General features: G+C 44.5%; 22 protein-coding genes. 8 read left to right on the top strand and 14 right to left on the bottom strand.

What is annotated here, in order from left to right; all coding sequences use genetic code 11:
* Positions 1-181 precede the first annotated feature (181 nt).
* From IGJ26_RS00935 to IGJ26_RS00915, 5 genes are all read right to left on the bottom strand, one after another.
* Positions 182-445, bottom strand: coding sequence for a hypothetical protein (locus tag IGJ26_RS00935; RefSeq protein WP_077453058.1), 264 nt, complete (start codon positions 443-445; stop codon positions 182-184).
* A gap of 16 nt (positions 446-461) precedes the next feature.
* Complete coding sequence (locus IGJ26_RS00930; RefSeq protein WP_430599798.1) at positions 462-1,892, bottom strand: catalase; 1,431 nt, start codon at positions 1,890-1,892, stop codon at positions 462-464.
* Between the two features lie 302 nt (positions 1,893-2,194).
* Positions 2,195-2,911 (bottom strand): acetolactate decarboxylase, encoded by a 717-nt coding sequence (budA, locus tag IGJ26_RS00925; RefSeq protein ID WP_005232672.1) that lies wholly within the window; start codon positions 2,909-2,911, stop codon positions 2,195-2,197.
* Between the two features lie 18 nt (positions 2,912-2,929).
* Positions 2,930-4,582 carry an acetolactate synthase AlsS gene (gene alsS, locus IGJ26_RS00920; RefSeq protein ID WP_005232673.1) on the bottom strand — a complete coding sequence of 551 codons (1,653 nt, stop codon included), beginning with the start codon at positions 4,580-4,582 and terminating at the stop codon, positions 2,930-2,932.
* Between the two features lie 253 nt (positions 4,583-4,835).
* Positions 4,836-5,795 (bottom strand): alpha/beta hydrolase, encoded by a 960-nt coding sequence (locus IGJ26_RS00915; protein ID WP_430599797.1) that lies wholly within the window; start codon positions 5,793-5,795, stop codon positions 4,836-4,838.
* Positions 5,796-6,013: 218 nt separating this feature from the next.
* Here IGJ26_RS00915 and IGJ26_RS00910 point away from each other — a divergent pair, with 218 nt between their 5' ends.
* Positions 6,014-6,943, top strand: coding sequence for a methyl-accepting chemotaxis protein (locus IGJ26_RS00910; protein WP_430599796.1), 930 nt, complete (start codon positions 6,014-6,016; stop codon positions 6,941-6,943).
* A gap of 89 nt (positions 6,944-7,032) precedes the next feature.
* Here IGJ26_RS00910 and IGJ26_RS00905 read toward each other — a convergent pair whose 3' ends face one another.
* From IGJ26_RS00905 to IGJ26_RS00895, 3 genes are read right to left on the bottom strand one after another with little or no spacing between them, the layout of a single operon-like run.
* Positions 7,033-7,785: a hypothetical protein gene (locus tag IGJ26_RS00905; protein WP_430599795.1), complete on the bottom strand. Its 753-nt coding sequence runs from the start codon at positions 7,783-7,785 to the stop codon at positions 7,033-7,035.
* 4 nt (positions 7,786-7,789) lie between these two features.
* On the bottom strand, positions 7,790-9,175 hold the full coding sequence (locus tag IGJ26_RS00900) for a hypothetical protein (protein ID WP_430599794.1): 1,386 nt from the start codon (positions 9,173-9,175) through the stop codon (positions 7,790-7,792).
* 49 nt (positions 9,176-9,224) lie between these two features.
* Complete coding sequence (locus tag IGJ26_RS00895; protein ID WP_430599793.1) at positions 9,225-10,529, bottom strand: hypothetical protein; 1,305 nt, start codon at positions 10,527-10,529, stop codon at positions 9,225-9,227.
* Positions 10,530-10,955: 426 nt separating this feature from the next.
* Between IGJ26_RS00895 and IGJ26_RS00890 the strand changes: the two genes are divergently transcribed.
* Positions 10,956-12,092 carry a serine protease gene (locus tag IGJ26_RS00890; RefSeq protein WP_430599792.1) on the top strand — a complete coding sequence of 379 codons (1,137 nt, stop codon included), beginning with the start codon at positions 10,956-10,958 and terminating at the stop codon, positions 12,090-12,092.
* A 106-nt stretch (positions 12,093-12,198) separates the two neighbouring features.
* Here the strand turns inward: IGJ26_RS00890 and IGJ26_RS00885 are convergent, their stop codons facing one another.
* The 4 genes from IGJ26_RS00885 to IGJ26_RS00870 all read right to left on the bottom strand — a co-directional run bounded on the left by IGJ26_RS00885 (position 12,199) and on the right by IGJ26_RS00870 (position 15,489).
* Entirely contained in the window at positions 12,199-12,699 is a 501-nt protein-coding gene (locus IGJ26_RS00885) for a hypothetical protein (RefSeq protein WP_420680824.1), read from the bottom strand.
* A gap of 243 nt (positions 12,700-12,942) precedes the next feature.
* Positions 12,943-13,371, bottom strand: a complete 429-nt coding sequence (locus IGJ26_RS00880; protein WP_008376507.1) for a DUF1761 domain-containing protein — start codon at positions 13,369-13,371, stop codon at positions 12,943-12,945.
* Positions 13,372-13,477: 106 nt separating this feature from the next.
* On the bottom strand, positions 13,478-14,824 hold the full coding sequence (locus IGJ26_RS00875; protein WP_008376509.1) for an amino acid permease: 1,347 nt from the start codon (positions 14,822-14,824) through the stop codon (positions 13,478-13,480).
* 296 nt (positions 14,825-15,120) lie between these two features.
* Positions 15,121-15,489 carry a YxeA family protein gene (locus IGJ26_RS00870; RefSeq protein WP_016611572.1) on the bottom strand — a complete coding sequence of 123 codons (369 nt, stop codon included), beginning with the start codon at positions 15,487-15,489 and terminating at the stop codon, positions 15,121-15,123.
* A 321-nt stretch (positions 15,490-15,810) separates the two neighbouring features.
* On the opposite strand from IGJ26_RS00870, the gene IGJ26_RS00865 reads away from it, so the two are divergent.
* From IGJ26_RS00865 to IGJ26_RS00840, 6 genes are all read left to right on the top strand, one after another.
* A complete protein-coding gene (locus IGJ26_RS00865; protein ID WP_005232691.1) occupies positions 15,811-16,362 on the top strand; it encodes a GNAT family N-acetyltransferase in 552 nt (183 codons plus the stop codon).
* Between the two features lie 75 nt (positions 16,363-16,437).
* Positions 16,438-17,364 (top strand): ROK family protein, encoded by a 927-nt coding sequence (locus IGJ26_RS00860; protein WP_005232693.1) that lies wholly within the window; start codon positions 16,438-16,440, stop codon positions 17,362-17,364.
* 57 nt (positions 17,365-17,421) lie between these two features.
* Positions 17,422-18,180: a MurR/RpiR family transcriptional regulator gene (locus IGJ26_RS00855; protein ID WP_005232695.1), complete on the top strand. Its 759-nt coding sequence runs from the start codon at positions 17,422-17,424 to the stop codon at positions 18,178-18,180.
* 159 nt (positions 18,181-18,339) lie between these two features.
* On the top strand, positions 18,340-19,650 hold the full coding sequence (locus IGJ26_RS00850) for a PTS sugar transporter subunit IIC (RefSeq protein ID WP_008376519.1): 1,311 nt from the start codon (positions 18,340-18,342) through the stop codon (positions 19,648-19,650).
* A 32-nt stretch (positions 19,651-19,682) separates the two neighbouring features.
* Positions 19,683-21,122: a 6-phospho-beta-glucosidase gene (locus IGJ26_RS00845; RefSeq protein WP_429960320.1), complete on the top strand. Its 1,440-nt coding sequence runs from the start codon at positions 19,683-19,685 to the stop codon at positions 21,120-21,122.
* Positions 21,123-21,326: 204 nt separating this feature from the next.
* A complete protein-coding gene (locus IGJ26_RS00840) occupies positions 21,327-21,830 on the top strand; it encodes a GNAT family N-acetyltransferase (RefSeq protein WP_061053577.1) in 504 nt (167 codons plus the stop codon).
* A 43-nt stretch (positions 21,831-21,873) separates the two neighbouring features.
* On the opposite strand, the gene araD is transcribed toward IGJ26_RS00840, so the two are convergent.
* Both araD and IGJ26_RS00830 read right to left on the bottom strand, forming a co-directional pair.
* Positions 21,874-22,560: an L-ribulose-5-phosphate 4-epimerase AraD gene (gene araD, locus IGJ26_RS00835; RefSeq protein WP_016619555.1), complete on the bottom strand. Its 687-nt coding sequence runs from the start codon at positions 22,558-22,560 to the stop codon at positions 21,874-21,876.
* Positions 22,532-23,431, bottom strand: coding sequence for an L-ribulose-5-phosphate 3-epimerase (locus IGJ26_RS00830; RefSeq protein ID WP_016619554.1), 900 nt, complete (start codon positions 23,429-23,431; stop codon positions 22,532-22,534). The genes araD and IGJ26_RS00830 overlap by 29 nt, the downstream gene beginning before the upstream one ends.
* Positions 23,432-23,435: the final 4 nt, after the last annotated feature.

The following is a 23,435-nucleotide window of genomic DNA, read 5'->3' as shown; positions in this document are numbered from 1 at the left end:
ATTCCAATCATTCACGCCGCTTCTCCAAAGAAAGAGAATTGATATTTCCTTGTCGCCTTTAAACGAACGCCTGACTAATCCTCCCATATAAAGCTGTTCTTTTTTAGTGGAAGCAGCTTTATATGGGACTTTTCCAATGAATCAAGTACGCTTTTTCCTTCTACGCCGCTACTATCAGCAATCATTGCTCTTTGGATTGATCTGCACTTAAAAATGTCCGTTTCGTAAAAGCCAGTGCGCCTACGAGGGTCATGAGTACGATGATTGGATGAGAAGATGCAGACAAGATCCCCAAAATCGCCGTCAACAGCGTGCCCGTATAACTCAAACCGATTGCCCATTGCTGAAGCCTTGAAAGCTCTCGCAGCTGCCCTTTAAAGGCCACCCCCAGCATCATTGCTCCGACAAAAGATAAAAGACCAAAAACTACATGTAAAAGTAACATTCTTTTTCCTCCTTTCTTAAATGTTCACATCGATCGCTTCAGCGATTCGTCTGCCGTATTCTGGGTCCGCACGGTAAAAATGCAAGACCTGCCGTTCTTTGATCTGTTGATTTTGAACCTGTCCCAAACTTCCCGCAATCGTTTGAATTAAACGTGTTCGTTCTTCTTCTGAGAGCAAACAATAAAAATCACCTGCTTGGCTATAATAGTCTTCATCGTAAGCAAAGGAACCGATCTCTCCTTCTAACGAATAGTGGATGCCCTTGGCATGCGGGTTTTCTTTGATGCCATCGAAACTGTTCGGTTCATAATTGATCCCTGAAGAATTCGTTTTGGTATTCATGAAACCATCCTGTTGGTGATTATGGACGGGCGCTTTTGGCGCATTGATCGGCAACTGGCTGCTATTGGGTCCAACTCGATAACGATGCGCATCACCGTAAGCAAACAGCCGACCTTGCAATAGTTTGTCCGGAGAAAAATCAATCCCTGGAACGATATTGCCCGGTGAAAAAGTGACTTGCTCGACTTCGTTGAAATAGTTCTCTGGATTGCGATTCAAAGTCATTCGTCCCACTTCAATGAGCGGATAGTCTTTTTGTGAGACTGTTTTGGTCACATCAAAAAGATTGACGGCAGCTGACCAACCTTCTTCAAAGGGAATGATTTGAACATAGAGTGTCCAAGAAGGATACTCCTTTGCCTCAATCGCTTTATATAGATCTTCAATATGATAATCAGGATTGCTTCCCGCAAGTTCTGCTGCGAGTGCCGCACTCATGTTCATAATGCCTTGATCCGTCCGAAAATGATATTTCACCCAAAAGCGTTCTCCCTCTGCGTTGAGCCAAGCGAATGTATGGCTCCCATACCCATGCATATGACGAAAGGTTGCCGGTAAGCCCCGATCCCCCATCAACAGGCTGACTTGATGGAGGGATTCCGGTGAATGAGACCAAAAATCCCATACCGCCTCTGGATTTTTCAAGTGCGTTCGCGGGTCTCTTTTTTGGGTATGGATAAAATCAGGAAACTTCAACGGATCACGAATAAAGAAAATCGGGGTATTATTGCCCACGAGATCATAATTCCCCGCTTCCGTGTAAAATTTAACCGCAAACCCCCGAGGATCGCGCAACGTATCCGCAGACCCTAGTTCTCCGGCAACCGTTGAAAAGCGAATAAACATCTCCGTTTCTTTCCCGATGGCTGAAAGAAACGCCGCTTTCGTGTACATCGTTACGTCGTTTGTTACTCGGAAGACCCCATGAGCCCCCGCACCTTTCGCATGAACGACCCGTTCGGGAATCCGCTCACGATTAAAATGTGCCAGTTTTTCTAGCAAATGGACATCTTGAATCAACACTGGGCCACGGCGCCCCGCTGTCAAAGAATTCTGGTTATCCGCTACACTGGCTCCTTGCGCAGTCGTCAACTTTTTTTTCATATCTTTCCTCTTTTCTCTATAAAATCAGTCAAGTGCAATTACTCTCAACAAAATACTTCTAATTAGTACAAAAATTATCATTATTCTTAAAATATATCAATTTATTTGCTCGTAAATAAGAATTAATTTAGATTTTTGACCATTCCCCAACTTTTCTATCGAAGTATCCAGGTTTTGCAGCAAGCCTCATGAATAGAAGGAAGCACAAAAAAGCAGTGAAGCGTTGGCTTCACTGCTGCTTTGCGTTCAATTCGATCCGAGACCACTCTACTGGCGATCAATTATTTTTTGCTGCCTGCTGCTTATTCGGCAGCTTCAATATCCTTGGCGATTTTTGCGACATCGATCTCCCGCTGCAAGTAGTCTTGGTTGTCGATAGGAAAATGCTGACGAAATTCGGCTAGTTCCATCAATTCGACTTCACCAGCTGCCACTTCAAAGTCTAAGACATGACCAGCAAATGTGCGATCATCACTAATAAAATGCAAATGGAAACCGGCGGCCGCAGCACCGTGGAACAACAACGGGGTAAAGAACCCGACGATCGTGCCGCTGATATCTTCTGCTTGAAATTCCGGCTGATGCTGGATGATCTCAATGAATTTTGGGTACGGTTTTTCTTGCTTTGGGGCAACGCGGACGTGCATCTTGGTAAATACCCCATGAATCTTGACAGCGGAAAACAAATTCGGACTGACTTCTGTCAGGACGTGGTTTTTCACTTCTTCATCGGTCATTTCTTGGCTGACCTGCAGGTGCTTCGCCGCAGAAAAATCAACGACTGCCGCATAGGGGGTTCCTTCATTTCCTTGGAGCACTTGTACCTTGCCCGACTCGTCTACATGGTAGATTTCACCATCTAAAATAATCACTTCACCATTGGAACCAGCCAAAGTACCAATCCCAAAATTGCCATATTCAAGCATTTTTCCGATTTGCTCCGTGCCATCCATTAAATCCTGCATCAACCCACCTAGGGTGCCATGCTGATATAAATAACTTTTGTTTTTCACTTTCATCTTGATGCTCCTTTGGTCTTAATAAAATTGATCAGGTAGGATCGTTTTGCCAAGATCGGCATTGTCTGAATAATCCACAGGGATATCAATGATCACTGGACCATCCGTTGCAAAGCCTTCTTCGATGGCTGCCATCAATTCTTGTTTGGTGGTTGCCCGTAAGCCTTTGGCACCAAACGCTTCGGCATATTTCACGAAATCAACTGGTCCAAAATCAACCCCAGAAGCACGATCATATTTCATTTCTTCTTGGAATTTCACCATATTGTAGGTACCGTCATTCCAAATCAAGTGAATGATGTTTTGTTTCAAACGGACGGCTGTTTCTAACTCTTGGGCAGAAAACAAGAAGCCACCATCGCCAGATACAGAGATCACTTGAGTATTTGGTCGCACGAGCGCTGCCGCGATCGCCCATGGCAAAGCGACCCCTAAAGTCTGCATGCCATTACTAAAGAGCAGATGCCGTGGCTCATAACTGCGGAAATGACGGGCCATCCAAATGTAGTGGCTGCCGACATCCACCGTCACCGTCATGTCATCGGTCACTTCTTGTTGCAAAGCATCAATGATTTCCAGGGGATGCAAGGTATTGTTGCTGCCTTCGACATCCGCTGGTTTTTCATTGAGTTTGGTTTGCAGCGTCGTTAAATAGTTTTGAGCGTCTTCGGTCAAGTGATACTGATCGATGGCTTTTGATAGTTGTTCAATAATTTTCGCGATACTGCCCATCAGTTCAACTTCTGGCTGCATAAATGGATCGATCTCCATCGGTACTTCATCGATGACGATCACGCGGGCATCTTTTTCCGCATTCCAGTTGCGAGCTTCGTATTCGATCGGGTCGTACCCCACAGCGATCACTAAGTCGCTGCGTTTCAACAGCATATCACCAGGCTGATTGCGGAACAAGCCGACGCGGCCAAAGAAATGCTCTTCTAATTCACGAGAAATGATCCCAGCGCCTTGGAAGGTCTCTACGACAGGCAACCCAGTTTTTGCAACTAAATGACGAATCGCTTGTGTTTCTTTCACGCCTGAAGCCCGCATTCCTAAGAGTAGGACAGGCAGCTTGGCTTCTTTGATCCGATCGACGAGTGCCTGGATATCTTCTGCATCGGCACTGCCTAATTTAGGCGAAGATAGTGGTTTGATCGCTGCCCCTTGAACGGTTCCGTCCGTCACATCTTGAGGAATGGATAAAAAGCTCGCCCCTTTTTTCGCTGTTTTTGCGATGCGAAAGGCGTTGGCAATACTTTCAGAAAGGGTTTCAGGATCTTGGACTTCACTGCTGAATTTCGTGATCGGCGCAAACAATGCCGCATTATTCATGCTTTGGTGGGTCAATTTTGAAAGGTCAGAACGCTTCACTTGGCCTGCTAGTGCCAGGACGGGATCACCTTCGGCAGTTGCCGTGACCAACCCAGTCGCTAAATTACTGGCCCCTGGTCCACTTGTCGCAATGACGACTCCTGGCTCTCCTGTCAGGCGACCGATTGCTTGTGCCATAAATGCCGCGTTTTGTTCATGTCGTGCCAAAATCAACTCTGGTCCCCGATCACTCAACACGTCAAATACGCCATCGATTTTTGCACCGGGAATCCCAAAGATATAAGGCACCCGATGATTTTCTAAACTTTCAACAATGATTTCTGATCCTTTTGCACTCACTGTATTACCTCTTTTCAAAAACTGTATTAATCACAATACATATAATAGCACTTTCTATTTATTTATCAACGAAAAACACTTATTAATATCTGTACTATAAAAACGTAGTTTTTTAGAGAGCGTTTGCATCTGCTTCAGACCGCAGGTGTATGTCTTTCCATTTTTCCGACAAAAAAAGGAGTGGATCGCTCCACCCCATAAATCCTTTACTGTATCAGAACACCTCTAAAAAGAAGCTTCTTTTGTCGGTTTTTTATTCTGCTGGGACATTTTTTTCCGTCAGCCAACCGACAGCCAGTGTCATGGCAGCTCGTGCAGCTTGGGTCTGATCCATCGCATTGACCATCACAAAATCATGGATGATTCCTTGCAGACGTGCTTGGGTAACTTCCACGCCAGCTGCTCGTAAACGCTGCGCATAGGCTTCCCCTTCATCCCGCAAGACATCTGCTTCCCCCGTAATGATCAACGCTGGTGGCAGATCGGCTAACTCCTCTTTGGTCGCTCGTAAAGGAGAAGCGGTAATTTGATTCCGCTGTGTTTCATCCGTCGTGTATTGATCCCAGAACCATTGCATCCCTTCTTTGGTCAGAAAATAGTTTTCGCCAAATGCTTCATACGAAGGCGTATCAAAGCGGGCATCTGTCACAGGATAGAACAATAATTGCTGTGCGATCGGAATGCCACCACGGGCTTTCGTTAACAAGGTCATAACAGTCGCCATGTTCCCACCTACGGAATCGCCAGCCACGGTCAAACGGGTAAGGTCTAAGCCTTTGACATCGACAAATCCCGGTAATTGCTGCAAGACCGCATAATTTTGTTCGATCGCCGTTGGGTATTTTGCTTCTGGCGAACGACTGTATTCAGGAAAAATGACGATCGAGTTGGTTCGTACCGCCAATTCACGGATCAATTTATCATGAGTTGCGGCACTGCCGAAGACCCAGCCAGCGCCATGGAGATAATAAATAACAGGGAGAATCGCATGATTTCCTTCGGGACGAACAAAACGAACATTGATGGCCCCCCACTCGCCTGTATCTACGGTCTGATCTTCTATCTCAACCGCCAGTTTATTGACGGGTGACTCTTGGACTTGTTCCAATAGTGCGCGCCCTTCTTCTGGCGGTAATTCATAGATCCGTGGGTGCGGTGCATTTGCCTCACTAAATTCAACGGCTGCTTTTTCCAACGAAATTCTATCTGTCATACGATTCTCTCCTTTTGTTTGAAATCGTTCGTGTTGATCTTAAGGGTACCACCAAGTCATTCTGATGCAAAGAATCTTGCTTTCTTCTGTTTCCAAGCATTTTGTTCGACAAAAAAGGTGGTTTTTGCACTCTTAACTGCCTTGCCTTCATGACCGATAACTGTAAGACACTCGCTGTGTAAACTTCCCAAAAAACTGAAAGGCGTAGGTAAGTACGTATGAAATTCACATTAGATGAAACACAAAATAACCGTCTGCTCGCTGCTATTTTTCAAGAACTCGCTGTCATAGTCTTTGATCCGCAAAAAGAAGTTGTTTTCGCCAATGCCAACATGACTGATATCCTAGGGTACAGCCAAGAAGAAATCATTGGCTTGCCGCATCGGACCTTTTGTTTTGACCATTATGCTGCCAGTACGGATTACCAAGCTTTTTGGAATCAACTGCTGTACTCAAAGCAACGGTTTCAAGACAAAATCATCCGAAAAAACAAACAAGGAGAAAAACTGATTTTAGAAGGAATCTACTTCCCCGTCCTCGATGAGCAGCAAGAAGTCGTCAACGTCGTCAAAATCGCTTTTGACATTACCCAAAGAGAACAAGCCTTAGCGGTCACTATCAAAAAAGTGCAAGAAAGTGCTGCTTCCCTGACACGACTTTCTGCCAACGGGCATCAGCAAGTCGATCATTTGTCAGAGAACTTGGCGCAAGTCAAACGGCTGTCTGATCAAAATCAAGCAACGACCCATGCCTTAGAAATGGATAGCCAACAGGTGACAGCGGTGCTGCATGACATCGACCGCATTGCACAACAAACCAAACTGCTATCCTTCAACGCTTCCATCGAAACAGCACGGATCGGCGAACAAGCAGCTGGCTTTCGGGTAGTTGCCGATGAAATGCAAAAATTAGCCGAACAGACCAAGCAGTTGACCCAAACCATTGCCGCAACCATGCAAGCCATCAACCAACAAGCCTTAGTCGTGTTAGATAGTACCGAGTCGACGACTATGAAAATCAGTGATTCGCAAAAAAGTCTCGCTGCCGTTTTGCATTCTTACGACACGCTGCGAACGACGGCCAGTCTTTTAAACGATGAAGCCGAGTATTTAACAGGGACCAACAATGCTGAGTTGGAAACCACATGAAGTGAAAGAGAGCGCCGCTGTTTGCGACGCTCTCTTTGTTTTTTTGACCAATAAATTGATTCCCTATTTGATTTCATCGATACTCAGCACTAGCCAGTCTCCCACTCTTGCAACAACTGCTGTAATTCTTGCAAAAATGATTGGGTCGCAAAGCCCAATGCTTGAAGAGGAACACGATATTCCTGTTGAATCACCAAAAAGCTACTAAACATTTTATGCTGGACCTCAAAACCGAGGTTTTTCCAAACACTCCAGGAAAAACTGACTATTCGTTTTTCTTTCTTTTCGTACGTGCACAAATACACTCGTTCAACGCCAAAAAGCAGTCCCGCATTCGCTTTCTTGCCAGTCATCTTTGACGTTAGCAACGCAAGAGGGGTCTCCGTTTCAGGCACTTGAAAACTAGCGAGGACTTGTCTTTGCCATTGCCTTGGTAGCACTTGTCTTTCTCCAGAAAAATAGAATAAAAAATTTTGTTTTTGAAAAAAGGCAGTCAAACGATTTTGCCGCTGGTTGCGCTGATGGATGGGCGCCCTTTGAATCGGAGACGCCTGGTTTCCTGACGTTGGTTTTGGCTGCTCTTGTCCAGCGAAAACGCCGGCTGTTGGTGCATTTCCCCTAAGAGCAGCAGACGACAAACTGATTTTCTTCAAGAGAGCAGCCAGCTGGGTCAGCGCAAGCTGTTTGTCCGTCAGGGGACTGGACTGGGCAATTTTGGCGTGGTCAAAGGGCAATTTGATGACCATTTTGCCGCGGCAATACAGACAGACTGCCGTGCCGACACCCCAGTTTACTTCTAGTTCCCCTAAACAATGGGGACATTGAATGGGAATGATATCCATGAGATCATCCTTTCGTTTTGATGCATCGATCAGAGCTATTCGTTGTAAAAATACGGATCGTATTCCAGCTGACAAACGCCAGCAGCATGACAAAAGACAAGCCGTAGAAGCCAAAATACCAAACCAATATTGCTAAGAAGAGAATCAATGCGAATTCATACGCCATATTTTCCAGACCACTGTAAAATACTGTCTTTCGGACGAGTTTCTTTTTTCGGGCTTCAAATGTCTGCAAAATAGCTATTTGATTTGCCTGTGGCTGACTGAGTGCTTGATTCAGATCCTTTTTAAACTTTTTATGTTCTTTAAAGAAGTTGATTTTTTGCGTAATCAAAAAAAATGAAACTACTAGCCAAATGACAAAAAGCACGATCGATGTGCCAATCAAACTAAAGGCAACGGCAGGCATTAAAAATCCACCAAAAATAAAATTTAAAAGGGTCCCTGAAATTATTCCGAATGAAAAAAAGGTATAGCAGAACTGCCATAGGACACTGCTGGTCTTCGAAAAACTTTTTTTCACTTGCACCAGCTGTTCACATTCAGGGAGCTGGGTTGGAAAAAGGCGTTCAGCATCGGTGCCATCAGCCACGAAAGAATAGGTTTGGTTTCCGTATTTGAATTCGCCAATGTAATAAGGAAAATACAGTTTTTCCGTATCACATTGTTTCGGAAAAAGAGTCAGTTGAACCTCATTGGCAACATCTGCTCCCACCAAATGGTCTTTGGCTTTTGCTTCAAAGACTTCCATTAGATGGGTATCAGCAAGTGCCGCTTCTCTGGAAATATCAAAGGGCAGCACCTGAACGCCTTGGCTAAGTGCCGAAAACTGCTGCATATCCGTGCAATAGGCGGCTCCTTTTTGAAGATGCAGCGGCAGCTTACCATTGATACTGTAATCCGCTTCTTTTTGGGTATCTGTAGGGAAATATTCATTGAAAATTGTTGTATTCCCGCTGTTATGTAAAGAAATGTCGGCAGTAATGCGCCCACTCCCCCTCTGCTGTTCCTCGTGGACATAGCTCCCTCTCACTTGAGCATCATAAGCAATTTGAAAATAATACATCGGGATAAATACACGTTTTAGATGAACCATCTCTAGCTCAAAAAAGATACTTTCCGAGATGGTGTCTTGCCATGCTAGTCTATTTTTCAACGCCGCTTCACATGCCTTTTCATCATAGGCAAACGGATAAAATCCTTCTTTGACGGTCCCTTGAATGCGTGACAACTCTTTCAGCGAGACGACTTGTTTTGTTTGTTCCTGGTTTTTTTGTTCCGGTTTGATCAACAGCTCATTTAAACAATACTGACAGACTGCTTTCCCTGAGTCCCAATCAACTTCTAGACGTCCCAGACAGCTGGGACATTGGATTTGGGTGATTTTCATTTTTTCTCCTTTTTTATGAATCGTTTTTTCTTTTCAACAAGATGGTTTATCAAAGAAACCGAAGAATGTTCCAAATAAGGGTAACGACCACGACCACATAAGCGAGCGTATCGAGCCATTCATAAAATCTTCTGATTCTTACAAGCTTCTTTCTACGCTTCTCGTAGTTTGCTAAAAAAGCTGTCCCAGCCGTTTTCTTACCTAATAATTCTCTTTGGCACTCATCTCTAAATTTTGGGGCTGTTTTGAGGTACTGTTCTTTTAGAAAGTGCAACACTATCCCCGATACTACCCAATAAACTGCAGTTGGCAGGGAACTCATGACAATCCCCCCTATGACAGCTCTGAACACTCTTCCTAGAGGGATCCATTCAGAAATGAATAGCGCCAAGATCATCAGGATCACACCTAACGTAAAAAAGAGTACGGAGGACCAGCCAAAAACCTTACGAGCTTTTGAAAAATTCGCAACCGTTTGATAGGTAGCTTGGCACTGTGGGATAATCGGCAGCTTCATTCGGTCAGGATCTTTGCCGTCGATCGCAAATTCAAAGGATTGCTCTTGGTACTTGAAGGTGCCCATATACAGGGGAAAGTAGAGCTTTTCTGTAGCACAGCTGATCAGGGAAAGATCTAGGTGCAGCTCTTTTAGCTGATCGGCAGATTTTTTCTTCTGGATCACCGCATTCGCATGGGCTCTCAATTCCGCTTGTTTTTCAGAACCAAAGAGCGCCTGCTCTTGCTCAATATCAAAGGGAAAAGCATGAATAGCATGTGCTGAGACTAGCTGTTGAAATTCCTTTTGATCGGTACTAAAGTGCGGTTTTCTTTTCATTTCATCGTTGACCTCGAAGCTCTGAGGAATTTCTTGCTCGATCACCTCCGAACTGCCGCATTGATAGAGTATGACCGTCTCATCTGGATGGTCGCCTCGCTTCTTTTCCCACGTGGTCGTATGCGAGCCGTCCCAAGCAATGGAATGGGTATCGTAGCCAAAGGCCCCCTCCCAGTGCATCGTATAGGTCACCTGAAATTCATAAATCGGAATAAAATATCGTTTTACCTCGCTGACTTCAAGATGAACGACAATGTCCTCAGGAACTGATTCCTGTTGGATCAGCCATTTTTTCAAGGCATTTGCTACCTCGTCTTCATTAAAGGTAAACGAATAAAACCCTTCTTTGACTTCTTGAAAAACTACGGGAGCTTGTTCATTCGAAGCTTCTTGCGTTTGTTTTGGTGGCGAATGTAGGACTGACTTAGTTAAGCAATACTGGCAGACTGCTTTTCCTGTCTCCCAGTCAACGGTTAACTGACCCAAGCAGCTGGGACATTGGATTTGTGTGATTTTCATTGCTTCTCCTTTTGCACATACTGATTTTCTTATCAATGAAGTGGCTTGGTTGCAAGTGAGGGGGAATATCTTTTTTAAGGTGTTAGTTGGGGGAAGCAGCGAAGGAAAGCTGCTTGTTTGCAGGTAGTTGCTCGCTCTCATCCGTTTGTTCGAAACATTTTTTCCAGTGATGAAGCAAACAAGTGTATTTGTACCAAGAGCTGTTTAACCAAAAAAACAACCGCAAACGAAAAAACAACCCTTTATATATCATTTTATAATAAAAAATATCTTAAATCTATTTAATATTGATAAAAATAATTGCTGATTTGCTAGTTGAGCTTCTTCCGTACGCTCAGCAACCCTTACTAGTCGGTTATTGATGGCGGATACGTTAGTAAAAATGTTATAATTAAAATATTCACAAGAAAGGAATTGGAAAGAGTTATGGGGATGTTTATTTTTGTTATTGGTTTTTTGACAATGGTTGTAAGCGGAATCTTTTTTGTTCTTAGTTTGATCAAGAAAAAGCCGCTTCGCAACAAAATCGTTATTTTTATGGGTGGTTTTCTCTTATTGATCGGCGGGGTATTATTGACTCCTGCAACAACACCGGAGCTTCACGTAGATGAAGCAGAACTGGTTACGAATGAGCAAGGTGAAGCAGCGATCACTGGGCAAACCAATCCAGAAGCGCAACTGACGATCAACGGGGTGGAGGTTTCACTGGCGGACGAAACATTTTCTTACACCGTGCAACTTGAAGATGAAGAGGAACAGGAATTTACCCTCCAAGCCTCAATGGGTGGAAGCACCAAAGAAGAAGTCGTCACCGTCAAACCTTCTCGCGCATTTCTAGCGAGTTTGCAAGCTGAAAAACAAGAACAAGCAGCACTGGAAAAAGCCGAGACGGCACTGGCGCTTGCCGAAACCCAGCCAAACCAAAAGAATTACGACGAAGCTGTGACGCTGATTCATGCTTTGAGTAAAACCTACGAAGATTTCGCTACCCGGCTAACCGTGGTGGAAGAACATCTTGCCATCGGCAAAGCCCTCGATACTGCTGAAGCTTCCCTTGAGCGCAGTGATTTCGATCAGGCAAAAGAATTAGTCGCACAAGCGGTTTTGAACAAGGAAACGTTTGAAAGTCGGTTATCCACTGTAGAAACCAAGATTTCTGAGAAAGAAGCAGAAGCCCTCGTTGCAGAAGCTGTCCAAGCGGTGGAAGCGGCAGAGGCAGAGCCGACAAAAGATGCCCTTGCTCGTGCAGAAGATGCTGTCGCTCGTCTCAAGATCCCCGATGAGGAATTAGCTACTCGAACGAAAACAGTGGCGCAAACGATCACTGCCAACGAACAAGCAGCCGCACAAGCTAAGGCGGAGGAAGAACGGCAGGCAGCCGCCGCTGTGCCAGAACAAAGCCAGCCAGCCGCTGCTAGCAATCAAGCCCAAACATCAGTCCTTGTTACACCAACGGGTTCCAAGTACCATACGAGAAAATGCGGCAACGGTACCTACACGCCTGCAACTTTAGCAGAAGCGCAAAGCCGCGGACTTACTCCTTGTGCAAAATGTTTTCCGTAATAGTCACTAAATTTTGCAACGAAAAAAGACAAACCTCATTTTTGTCTAAGGTTTGTCTACAGTCTGAAGCGGTTGTCTCGTCGGAGGCAGCCGTTTTTTTCACTTGCTAATTTTCCTCATAAGAAAACTCGTACTCGTTTTGTTCGTCATCGATCAGACGCTTGTCATTGTTGTCCGCCATTTTGAATACTTTCTCAAAATCATCGCCAGTCATGCGCACTTCCTTTTTCTCTTGATCAATGATCACTTGGGCATTTGTCACTTCAAAGGTGAGCATAGTGCCGATGTCTGCCACAGTCAGTGCTTTGCTTTTGGGGAACTCTGCTTGTAGTGTTTCGTTGATCTGCGCTAATTGCGTCTCTTGTTCTTCTACCAAGTCCGCAGGTTCCTGATTCGGATCGACCAAAAAACTCAGCGTTTTATTGACGGTGAGCTTTCCATCTTCCAAAACGTACAAGGCATTTTGTTGATGACTGTTGCTATTGGTCAATACTTGATTTGCAGCTGCAGAGTCAACCCCTGAGCGGCTGCAGCTTGCCAAAAAAAATAGCACCGCCAAACAAACGGTAGCAAACATTCTTCTACCTAACTTGCTTTTCGTTTTCATTTTTCCCCTCCTCGTTTTCCATAAGTTTCCTTCTTTCATGATTTTTCGAAAACCCGTGGGTTTGTGTTTCCTGTCAAATTGAGTTATTTTCAGTATAGCATAAACAATTTGCTTTTATAGCTTTTTTTTATAGTGAGATTAATTTCACGCACAAAAAAACCAACCTTGTCGAGACAAGATCGGCTTTCTTTAGGATTGATTCGTTGAGATCTTTGAACGTTCTCGCTGGGATATGATCGCTGCCTATTGTCCAATTAGTCCGACAACAAGCCCTAAAACGATCACTCCTAGAAACCCATTCACAAGGTGCAGCCCAACTAATTTACGGGACTGTCCCGAGTAAACAGCCATCACGAAGGTGGCGACCCCATACACCCCTAGCCACAATAAGCAAGCGACTTGCAAGGAGGTCATCAGCCAACCATCATGATCGAATGTGGCAAACCAATAGACGACTTGATAGGTCGCTGCCGATAAGAGAATCCCACCAACAATCGTGCCGCCAAAGGTAAAGAGCATGTCACCGGTCGTCATCTGCTGACCGTCCATCTTCTCTGCCATTCCTGATTCTTTCGCCCAAAACTTGCCCCACTTATGCATCGGGTTGTAAAGCAGACTTTCCACCACAACCCAGCTGAGGGTGCCGAAAATCAATGTCCAAAAATTAACCATTTTCGTATTCTCCTTTACTTTATTTTTAGCCATGTTCCTGAGAAGCGAAAAAATAGCCAAGCGGGCTGTTCCTTCTCCATCAGTTTATGCCTTAAGGGAGGGTTCTTCAACTTTTTCCACTGGTGTCCCCTATTTTTCGATGGTTCCAATAAAAACTAAGAAAAATGATCGTATACAGCAATGCGGTGAAACCTGTAACCGCTAATGGGTTAGTGATCAAGATTCCGGCAAACAGCAAAAGCAACGCAAGGATCGCCCCACCCAAAAAAATCGTATAGCCCATTTTCTTCTGCTTGCGTACCAAAACAAACGCCGCCACACTGATCAACAACCAAATCAGTAATACAGTATACGACAGGGAGCCTGCCAGATAATTGAAGAGTTTGTCGCCTAAAAAGTAAGAAAGAACGACTCCAAGATATAAAGTACCGCTGCAAAACATGATCGCTCGTTGGGGCACGCTGTTTTTATTCAGCATCGTGAAGCGGCTTTTTTTCTGGCCATTGTTGCTTAACCGGAAAAACAACGTTCTTGAAGAAGCATAGACCCCAGAATTGATGGAGGAAAACAAGGCCAAAATGATCACTAAATTAACGATGTCGGAAGCAAAAGGCACATGGATTTTTTGAAACACCATTACAAAGGGACTGACATTTGGATCTGCTAATTGATTCCACGGATAAATGATCAGTAAAAGAAACATGGGAATGATGTAAAAAGCGGCAATCCGAGTCATTACTCCTTTGATTGCTTGAGGGATCGCTTTTTTTGGATTTTCTGCTTCACTAATCGTGATGGCTACTAACTCAGAACCGCCATACGAATAGATTACGACCAATAAAGAATTGATAAATCCTTTGAGACCGTGAGGGGCAAAACCACCATAGTCTGTCATTTGTCTCATCGTCGGTAAAAAGCCCAGATCAAAGACTTGCGTGGCAACCAGATAGAGACCCACCAAGATCAGCACAATCACCACACTGATTTTGGCCCACGAAAGCCAGTATTCCGTTTCTGCAAACAAGCGGACCGAAAACAAATTGATGATGGTCGTGAGTAGTGCCAAAATCAAAACAAAGATCCAAGCTGGAATATTGGGAAACCACAGCTGCAAAAAGCTTGCGGCAGCAACTGCTTCGGCGATGATGTTGATCATCCACATTGACCAGTAGATCCAATCAATGAAATCAGCTGTATGCAAGCCAAGATACGGCTGGACTAAGCCCGAAAGGCCATGTTGTTTTTGGTCAGATAAAACCAACTGTCCCAGTCCTGTCATGACGACAAATAAGATCAGCCCACAAAAAATAAACGCTAGCAAGACCGCAGGCCCCGCTAACTGGATCGCTTCCCCACTGCCTTTGAATAGGCCGGCACCGATTGCGCCACCTAGTGCCAACATAGTGATGTGTCTGGTTTTCATCTGTTTTTTTAATTGATTTTTTTCTGTCATACGTTCCTCCTCGAAAACCGTTGATCCTTCATACACAGTGATTCTCTCACTGTTGCTATTTTTAATTATATGAATGATTTTTTTTAACTACCTCATAGAGAATACCAGACGTTTCTGCTATTGCAACTAAGAATTGAAAAAATTATCTATTTTTTCTGAAAATTCTATCATCCTCTAATCTTTTTCACCCAAATCAAATCTTGGCGAACTTTTCTTTAGGTGAAGGTACTAAAAAAAGCCATCTCCCAACTTGTGGGAAATGACTTTCTGTCCGTTTCTTCAAGCAGGCTCGATGATCAATGGGTCGTAACCAACTCGTCTTTGATAGCGTCAGGGAGATCCTGCTCGGTCACCTCTTGATACGACTCCACATGTTTGCCCTTTGCATCAAGCTCTAGGTAGGCATTTTCTTTTAATTTTTGTGGTGCCCAAAACGTGATTTTTATTTTTTGTCCATCTTCATTGATTCCTTCTTGCGTATATTCATAGGCATCATGTTCTTGCGGCACGCCATACTCATTGGATGTTTTGACATAAACCTTTTTCTCCGGTACGAAAGGATTGAAACGATCCACCAGCTGAACCAGTTCGCTGGAATCATCTTTCGTAAAATAAGACCATGTAACCAATGTGACGGTCCCGATCGTTAACACGAGCAGGATCATACTAATTGCTTTTTTCAAGTGATTGTCCTCCGTTTTTTCTATCTACCTTCAGTATAAAAAAACAAGCGATAAATATAATCAAACTTAAGACGTATTTTTCCGTCGGTCATTGTGACTAAGGTATCAATAGAATATTTTCTGCTTTTTCCACCTAAATGTATAGACAAACAACTAAGTTACTCCTACAAAAACGTCCCTTCTCACAGGAAGACCAGACTGTTTAATAAGTATCGTGATTTTTCATTCTTTGTAGTAAACTAAACTGCAACAACTTACTTTTAAATACTCATGATTGAAAACTATAGAAAACCGAGGTGTCCCATGCTAGAAATCAAACTGATCGATCAAGAACACCAAGCTGATATCCGCTTGAAAAACGAACCCTTCTCCTTATGGGGGAAAATGCTGCCGTCTTATAATGAGGGCAACTGGCAGTACACGATCTGTAAATTTGCACCTGAAGACATTCAGACGATGCGTTTCCCAGATGAAAATTATTGCTATGATGAAATGAGCCGAAACAGTCTGTTTATCGGTGCTTATGATGATGGAAAATGCATTGGCTTAGCGATCGTTCAAGACGCTTTTTTCAAGTATCTGTACCTCTATGACTTAAAGGTCAACACAGACTACCGCAAGCAAGGAATCGGTCAACTGTTGATCCAACAGGCACTGAAAGCGGCCCTTGCCAAAGACTATCGCGGCATCTATACACAAGCGCAGGACAACAATCCTTCTGCCTGTCTGTTTTACTTGCGAGCAGGCTTTCGTATCGGAGGCCTGGATACGGAGGTGTACAAAGGAACCAATCAGGAAGGCAAAAGTGACATTTTGTTTTATTTGGATGCAGCGGAAACGGCTGTCAAAAAATAGCTGAAAAAAGAAAAAAATTCCTCCTGCCAGATGGTACACTTAAGGCAACAATGTTTTGAAAGGTGAGGAAGAAGAATGTACGTAGGATTTGATATTGGCGGAACAAGTATTAAATATGGGGTTTTAGATGAAACCGGAGTGATCCTTGAAAAATCAGCGATCCCCACTAGCTATGAGCCAGCCCAGTTTTATCAGGATCTACTCACGATCATCGAAGATGCCCAGAGCCGCCACACGATTGATGGCATTGGGATCAGTGCCCCAGGGATCGTTCAAAAAGACGGGTTTATGTTAACGGCTGGAGCCATCAAATCGTTATATGGTGAAAATTTTAAAGCAGTCTTGGAAGCGCGTACAGGATTGCCGGTGGCGGTGGAAAATGATGCCAATGCAGCAGCGATTGCTGAAAAATGGATCGGGAATGCGCAAGAGGTAGCCAACTATTTGTGTCTTGTCCTAGGCACTGGTGTAGGCGGTGGGATCGTGATCAATAATCAAGTCTACCGAGGTGCTCATGGCATGGCTGGTGAATTTGGCTGGATGGTGATTGATCAGCTGCCAGAAGAAGGCAATATCGAGGAAAGTTCCATCAATAAAAAAACTGCCGTCGTGGGCGGCTTGATTCGCCTCTACAATTTATCTGGCGCAGCAGTTCCTGGCTTTGAACCCACCCAAGACGCCAAAGAGATTTTTGACCGCGCGCAGCAAGGCGAAGCGTTGGCGCTGAAGCTGACGGACCAATTTCTAACGGATTTATCTGTAGGACTGATCAATTTGATTAGCTGTTTTGACCCAGAATTGGTATTGATCGGCGGCGGTATCAGCGCCAATCCTTATTTCTGGGAACGCCTGCAGGCTCGCTTGACGATCACGGAAACACGGCATGAAGCGATTAATTATTTGCGCGGACAAACCATCGCGCCTGTTCGTCCAGCGAAGCTAAAAAACGATGCCGGCTTGATCGGCGCAGTCTATCAGATCCACCAACAGCTGCACCGTTAAAAGTTCGGATATGCTATACTGGTGTAAATTGATTATCTAGGACAGCGAGGAACCAGCATGGCGCTTTTTGAACAATTAAACTTGAACAAGCTCTCTGCGGTAGAACAAGAAATCTACCGTTTTATCGTCAATCACTTAGAAAAGATCCCATATATGCGTGTGCGCGACATTGCCGATGATGCTCATGTCTCTTCGACTTCGGTCTTTCGTTTTATTCAAAAAGTCGGCTTTCAGTCGTTTCCAGAATTTCGCTTCTATATCAAAAATCATTTAGAAAAAGCCCATTTTGACGCGCATCCTGAACACTTAGGTTTAGAAGCGCGCATCAAAGGCTTGAATATGCAGATCTTCCACCCTGATGCGGAATACCAAATACGAAAACTTGCCGAAGCGATGCGGGATGCCGATTTGATCTTATTTATGGGGATGGGGGCATCCGGTGCGATCGCGCAATACGTTGCCCGCAAGCTAGCCAGTCTCGGTTACTTTAGTATCAGCATTGATGAGCTGACCTACCCAATCAAAAGCTTTTTGCGAAAAGATCAAAAAAATGTTTTGGTTTTTCTGAGTGTCTCTGGTGAAACCAAAGAACTGATCGAAGTCATTACCGGTTTAGACAATCAAGCGATCGTGCAGAAATACTGCATTACCCCTAATCGGGAAAGTACGTTGGCACGCCTGTGCGATTATTCGATCGAGTATGCGATCAAAGAGGAACGCAAAGACATCTTTCTTGATTTGACTAGTCAATTGCCTTCAGTAGCGATTTTAGAAACACTGATCGGCTATTTACAAGATTATCGTTCCAACCCTTGATGGTTCAGTTTACTGAACCATCTTTTTTTGTAACACTGTGTTCCGGATGCGGAATTTTTTTCATTTCTTGAGAGATATGTACGGAATCCGTATCCGCTTACTTTTAGCCGCTTTCATTCGCTATAATGATGGCATCAATTAAGGAAAGGTGTTATTATTATGCAAAAATTCAATGACCTGTTAGACCGCTCGTTGGTACCAATCGCAACAAAGTTGAACAATCAACGCCACGTAGCAGCGATCCGGGATGCATTCATGCTGATTTTCCCACTGACCATCGCTTCTTCTCTCGTTATTTTGGTCAACAATATTTTATTTTCCAATGAAAGTTTCATCGTGCAATTATTTCAACTGAATCGGCTTTTTCCTAATCTGGAAAGCGCCCAGCAAGTCCTAGCTTCCGTGGCGAACGGGACCATCAACATCATGAGTTTATTCATTGCGTTTCTTGTTGCCCAACTTTTAGCCAAGCATTTCCAAGCAGATGCTACGTTAGTTGGTTTGACAAGTGTCGCTGCCTTTATGATCTTGTACCCGACCTCGTTTGCAGTAGATGATGTCAATGTGATCTCTACACAATATTTAGGCGCCCAAGGGTTGTTCGTAGCTATGATCGTGGCTTGTTTGGTCGGTGAATTCTTACCCAAGCTTTTCAAGGTCAAACGATTGCAGATCAAAATGCCTGAAATGGTACCACCAGCTGTTTCCCGTTCCTTTTCTGGCATGATTCCGATCGTGATCATCGTGGCAGTCACTGCTTTGATCAATTTCTTAGTTTTAATGATTGCACCGGAAGGCATCAATGAACTGATTTACAACGGGATCCAAAGTCCATTGCGGGATCTGGGGGGCAATGTCGTCGGTGTCTTGATCTTGGCATTCTTGCAAACTACGTTGTTTGCGATCGGGATCCATGGACCAAACACATTGAATGCGGTTCGTTCAGCGATTTTTACCGAACAAGATCTAGCTAACCTAGACTTTATCAACCAGGGCGGCTCCTTGTGGGACGTTCCTTACAAAGAAACCTGGGGCGTTTTAAATGATATGTTCGCAAATATGGGCGGAACTGGTATGACATTGGGCTTGATCATTGCGATCTTCATCGCTTCAAAACGTCCAGAACAACGTGAGATCGCTAAGATGTCCTTAGTTCCAGGAATTTTCCAAATCAATGAACCGATGATCTTCGGTCTACCGATCGTCTTGAATCCAATCATGATCATTCCGTTTATTTTGACACCAATGGTCAATATTTTGGTGGGTTATTTTGTCACTGTTGTCTGGCCGATCATGCCGACCCCAGCGATTGGGGTACCATGGACGACCCCAGGAATCATTAATCTCTTTTTAGGAACTGGAGGAAATGCGATCGCTGCGGTTGTCGGTGTCGTTTGTCTTGCGATTTCGGTCTTGATCTATTTGCCTTTCGTGATCGCCTCTAACCGTTCCCAGAAAGTAGAATTATAAGCAAACGAATGAGTCGAGGAGGAATGAAATTTATGTCCGCAAAAATGCCGAAAGATTTTTTATGGGGCGGCGCGATCGCTGCCCATCAAGCGGAAGGCGCTTGGAATGTTGCTGGCCGTGGAATGAGTACCGCCGATGTCATGACGGCCGGTGGCAACGGTATTCCCCGTAAAATCACCAAAGGAGTCATTGAAGGGGAATATTACCCGAACCATGAAGCCATTGACTTTTATCACCGTTACAAAGAAGATATCCAGTTATTCAAAGAACTGGGCTTGAAATGTCTACGGACATCGATTTCTTGGAGCCGGATCTATCCAACTGGAACAGAAGAAGAACCAAATGAAGCCGGTCTCCAATACTACGATGATCTTTTCGACGAATTGCAGGCAAATGGCATCGAACCCGTCATCACTTTGTCTCACTTTGAAATGCCTTATGCCCTCTATGAAGAATTTGGTGGGTTTGCTAACAAAGAAGTGATTCCCCTCTTTGTCAAATTCGCTAAGACTGTTTTTCAACGGTATCATGAAAAAGTGACGTATTGGATGACTTTCAATGAGATCAATAATCAAGCAGATGGGCAAGAGCCGCTGCACGTTTGGACCAATTCTGCCATGATCATCGAGGATGACAGTCAAAAAGAAGCACTCGTCTTTCAAGCGGGCGTCAATGAGTTGATTGCCAGCGCGGCAGCCGTGATCGAAGGCAAAAAAATCAATCCAGAGTTTCAGATTGGTTGTATGATGGCCTATGTCCCGGTCTACCCCTACTCTTGTGCGCCAGCTGATTTGATGGCATCCGTCAAAGCCAATGAACGGCGCTATTTTTACAGCGACGTCCACGTACGAGGCAAGATCCCAACCTATGTGCAAAAATATTGGGCAAAAAAAGGCATCACGATTGAGATCACGCCCGAGGAACAAGCGCTATTAAAAGCAGGAACCGTTGATTATATTGGGTTCAGCTATTACATGTCAGGAACGATCTCAACCCTTGATGAAGTGGCTGGCACACCAACTGAGGATATCCCGGGAGCAAAAATCGTGAGTAATCCTTATATCAGTGCTTCTGATTGGGGCTGGCCTATCGATCCAGTCGGGTTGCGCTATGTGTTAAATACGATCTATCAACGCTATGACTTGCCGCTATTTATCGTAGAAAATGGCTTTGGTGCTTACGATCAATTAACCAATGAACAGCAAATCCATGATGACTACCGCATCACTTACCTGAAAGAGCATATCGAACAGATGGAAAAAGCGGTGGTTGAAGATGGTGTACCGCTATTAGGTTATACGCCTTGGGGGATCATTGATATCGTCAGCTTCGGCAGCGGCGAAATGGAGAAACGCTATGGCATGATCTATGTCGACAAAGACAATACCGGCAAAGGAACCTTGAATCGTTTGAAAAAAGATTCCTTTGCGTGGTACCAGCAAGTAATCGCCTCTAATGGTGAAACGCTCTAATTACTGCTTCCATGACTAACACAAAAACCGCCCCCTCGTTTCGCCATCCTCCTTTTTACATTAGGAGCCTGGCAACGAGGGGGCGGTTTTCTTATTAAAGAGGTGCGCCATTGCGAGGATGCTTTTCTTATCATCACTAAACACTACCTCGATGCTGTGGTACACTATAGCTATTCATTTACTTTTACGTTAAGGAGGAACTGCATGAAGCCGATATTTCGTCCGATCCAATCTCAAGATGATGCGCCATTAGCTGCTATCATTCGCAAAAGCTTGACCGACCACCAGTTGGCGGTTCCAGGAACTGCCTATTTTGATCCCGAGTTAGACCACTTAAGTGAATTTTATGCAGCAGATCCTGCTAGCCGCCATTATTTTGTCGTCACCGATGAATCGGGTACCCTTTTAGGCGGCGGTGGTCTTGCCGCTTATGATTCAGAAGGGCAAATCGCCGAGCTGCAAAAATTTTATCTTAGTGATGCCGCCAAAGGGCAGCGTCTCAGCTATCCCCTGCTGGCGAAGATCGAGGCCAAAGCTTTTGAACTAGGCTATCGGCAACTCTATTTAGAATCCCATCATTCTTTAGAAGCTGCCTTGCATGTCTATCAAAAAGCCGGCTATCGCGCATTGTCCCAGCCACTATTGGCGGCACAGCATACCACGATGGATCGCTTTTATGTGAAAACACTCGTTGAAGAAAACGAATAGAACAGCAGCCATTCCTTGATCGCTAGGAATGGCTGCTTTTACGTTATCCTTGTCCATAATAAGCATGTTCGCCATGCTTGCGGAAATAATGTTTATCCAGCAAATAATCAGCGATCGGTGTTCGCTCTAAGGTCAAAGCTTCGGTACCTAGTGCCATTTCTGCAACCTCTTCTAAAACAATACTATTGCTGACCGCTTGTTCCGCAGATTGCCCCCAAGTAAAAGGACCGTGTCCCGCTGTGAGGACAGCTGGGCATGCAAGCGGATCTAATCCCCGCTTTTCAAACGTCTCGACAATGACTTTGCCGGTTTCTTTTTCATAGTCTGCCGTTACCTCAGAGGCCCGTAATGGTCGTGTACAAGGGACACTACCATAAAAAGTATCCGCATGCGTCGTTCCATATGCAGGAATGTCTCGCTGTGCTTGCGCCCATTTTACCGCATTTGTCGAATGCGTATGGACGATCGCCTTGACGCCTTCGAAGTGCTTGTACAATAGCGCATGGGTTTTGATATCCGAGGAAGGCTTCAACGTCTTCGCCTCTTTCGGTGTTCCCGTTAAGTCGCAAACCACCATTGAATCAACCGTCATCGTCTGATAATCAACACCACTTGGTTTAATGACGATGATCCCTAAATCTCGATCAATCTCACTGACATTTCCCCAAGTCAGCTTTACTAGCCCTTCCTCAGGCAGTCTCTTATTGGCTTGATAAACTCGCTCTTTCATCAATTGAAGCTGATTGATCAAGGTAACCGACCTCCTTTAGTTTTGGTAATAAATATGCTTTGGCTTGTTCAATCTCCCCAATCGGGTCAGCGCTCGTCTCACTCCACATCTCGATGACAAAAGAACCGTTATAATTCAACCGCTTCAGCGTGCGTAAGCAGCCATCAAAATCAACACACCCAGTGCCAAACGGTACTTCTTTAAACTTTCCTCGAAACTTATCTGAGACCGCCAATGTATCTTTCAAATGAATCTGGGTAATCTCGCAAATGCCTTTTTCTAATTCATAACCGACATCATTTTCTGGCCAGGCCGACAGGTTCCCGACATCTGGATAGACTTGTAGATAGGGTGAAGGGATCTGCTCCTTGATCCGTAAATATTTTGAGATAGAATTCAGAAACGGATCATCCATGATCTCTAGTGACAAAACGACCCCCTTTTCAGACGCCCTGGCGACGGCTTCTTTTAGATTGGCAATGAACCATTCTCGGCTACAAAGACTTTTTTCCTCATAATACACATCGTATCCGGCTAATTGGATGCAGCGAATACCCAAATCTGAAGCCAAGTCGATGGCTTTTTCCATCAGATGCATCGCGTGCTTGCGCTTTTTTTCATCGATCGAACCAAAGGGAAACCGCCGATGTCCACTGAGACATAAAGACAAGATTTTGATCCCCGAGTCATAGATTGCCTCGACGATCTCTTTGCGCTGTGCTTGGTTCCACTCTAGGCGTGCCAAGCGTTCATCGGATTCATCGATGGACATTTCAATGAAGTCGAAACCTCGGTCTTTGACAAACTGCAATCGTTCCGGCCAAGAAAGGGCTTTGGGTGTTGCTTTTTCATATAGACCGATCAAACTCATAGAA

Origin of the sequence: Enterococcus sp. AZ095a, from assembly GCF_050546735.1 — a bacterium.
GTDB classification, from domain to species: domain Bacteria; phylum Bacillota; class Bacilli; order Lactobacillales; family Enterococcaceae; genus Enterococcus_D; species Enterococcus_D entomosocium.
This window is presented reverse-complemented; position numbering and strand designations above follow the sequence as displayed.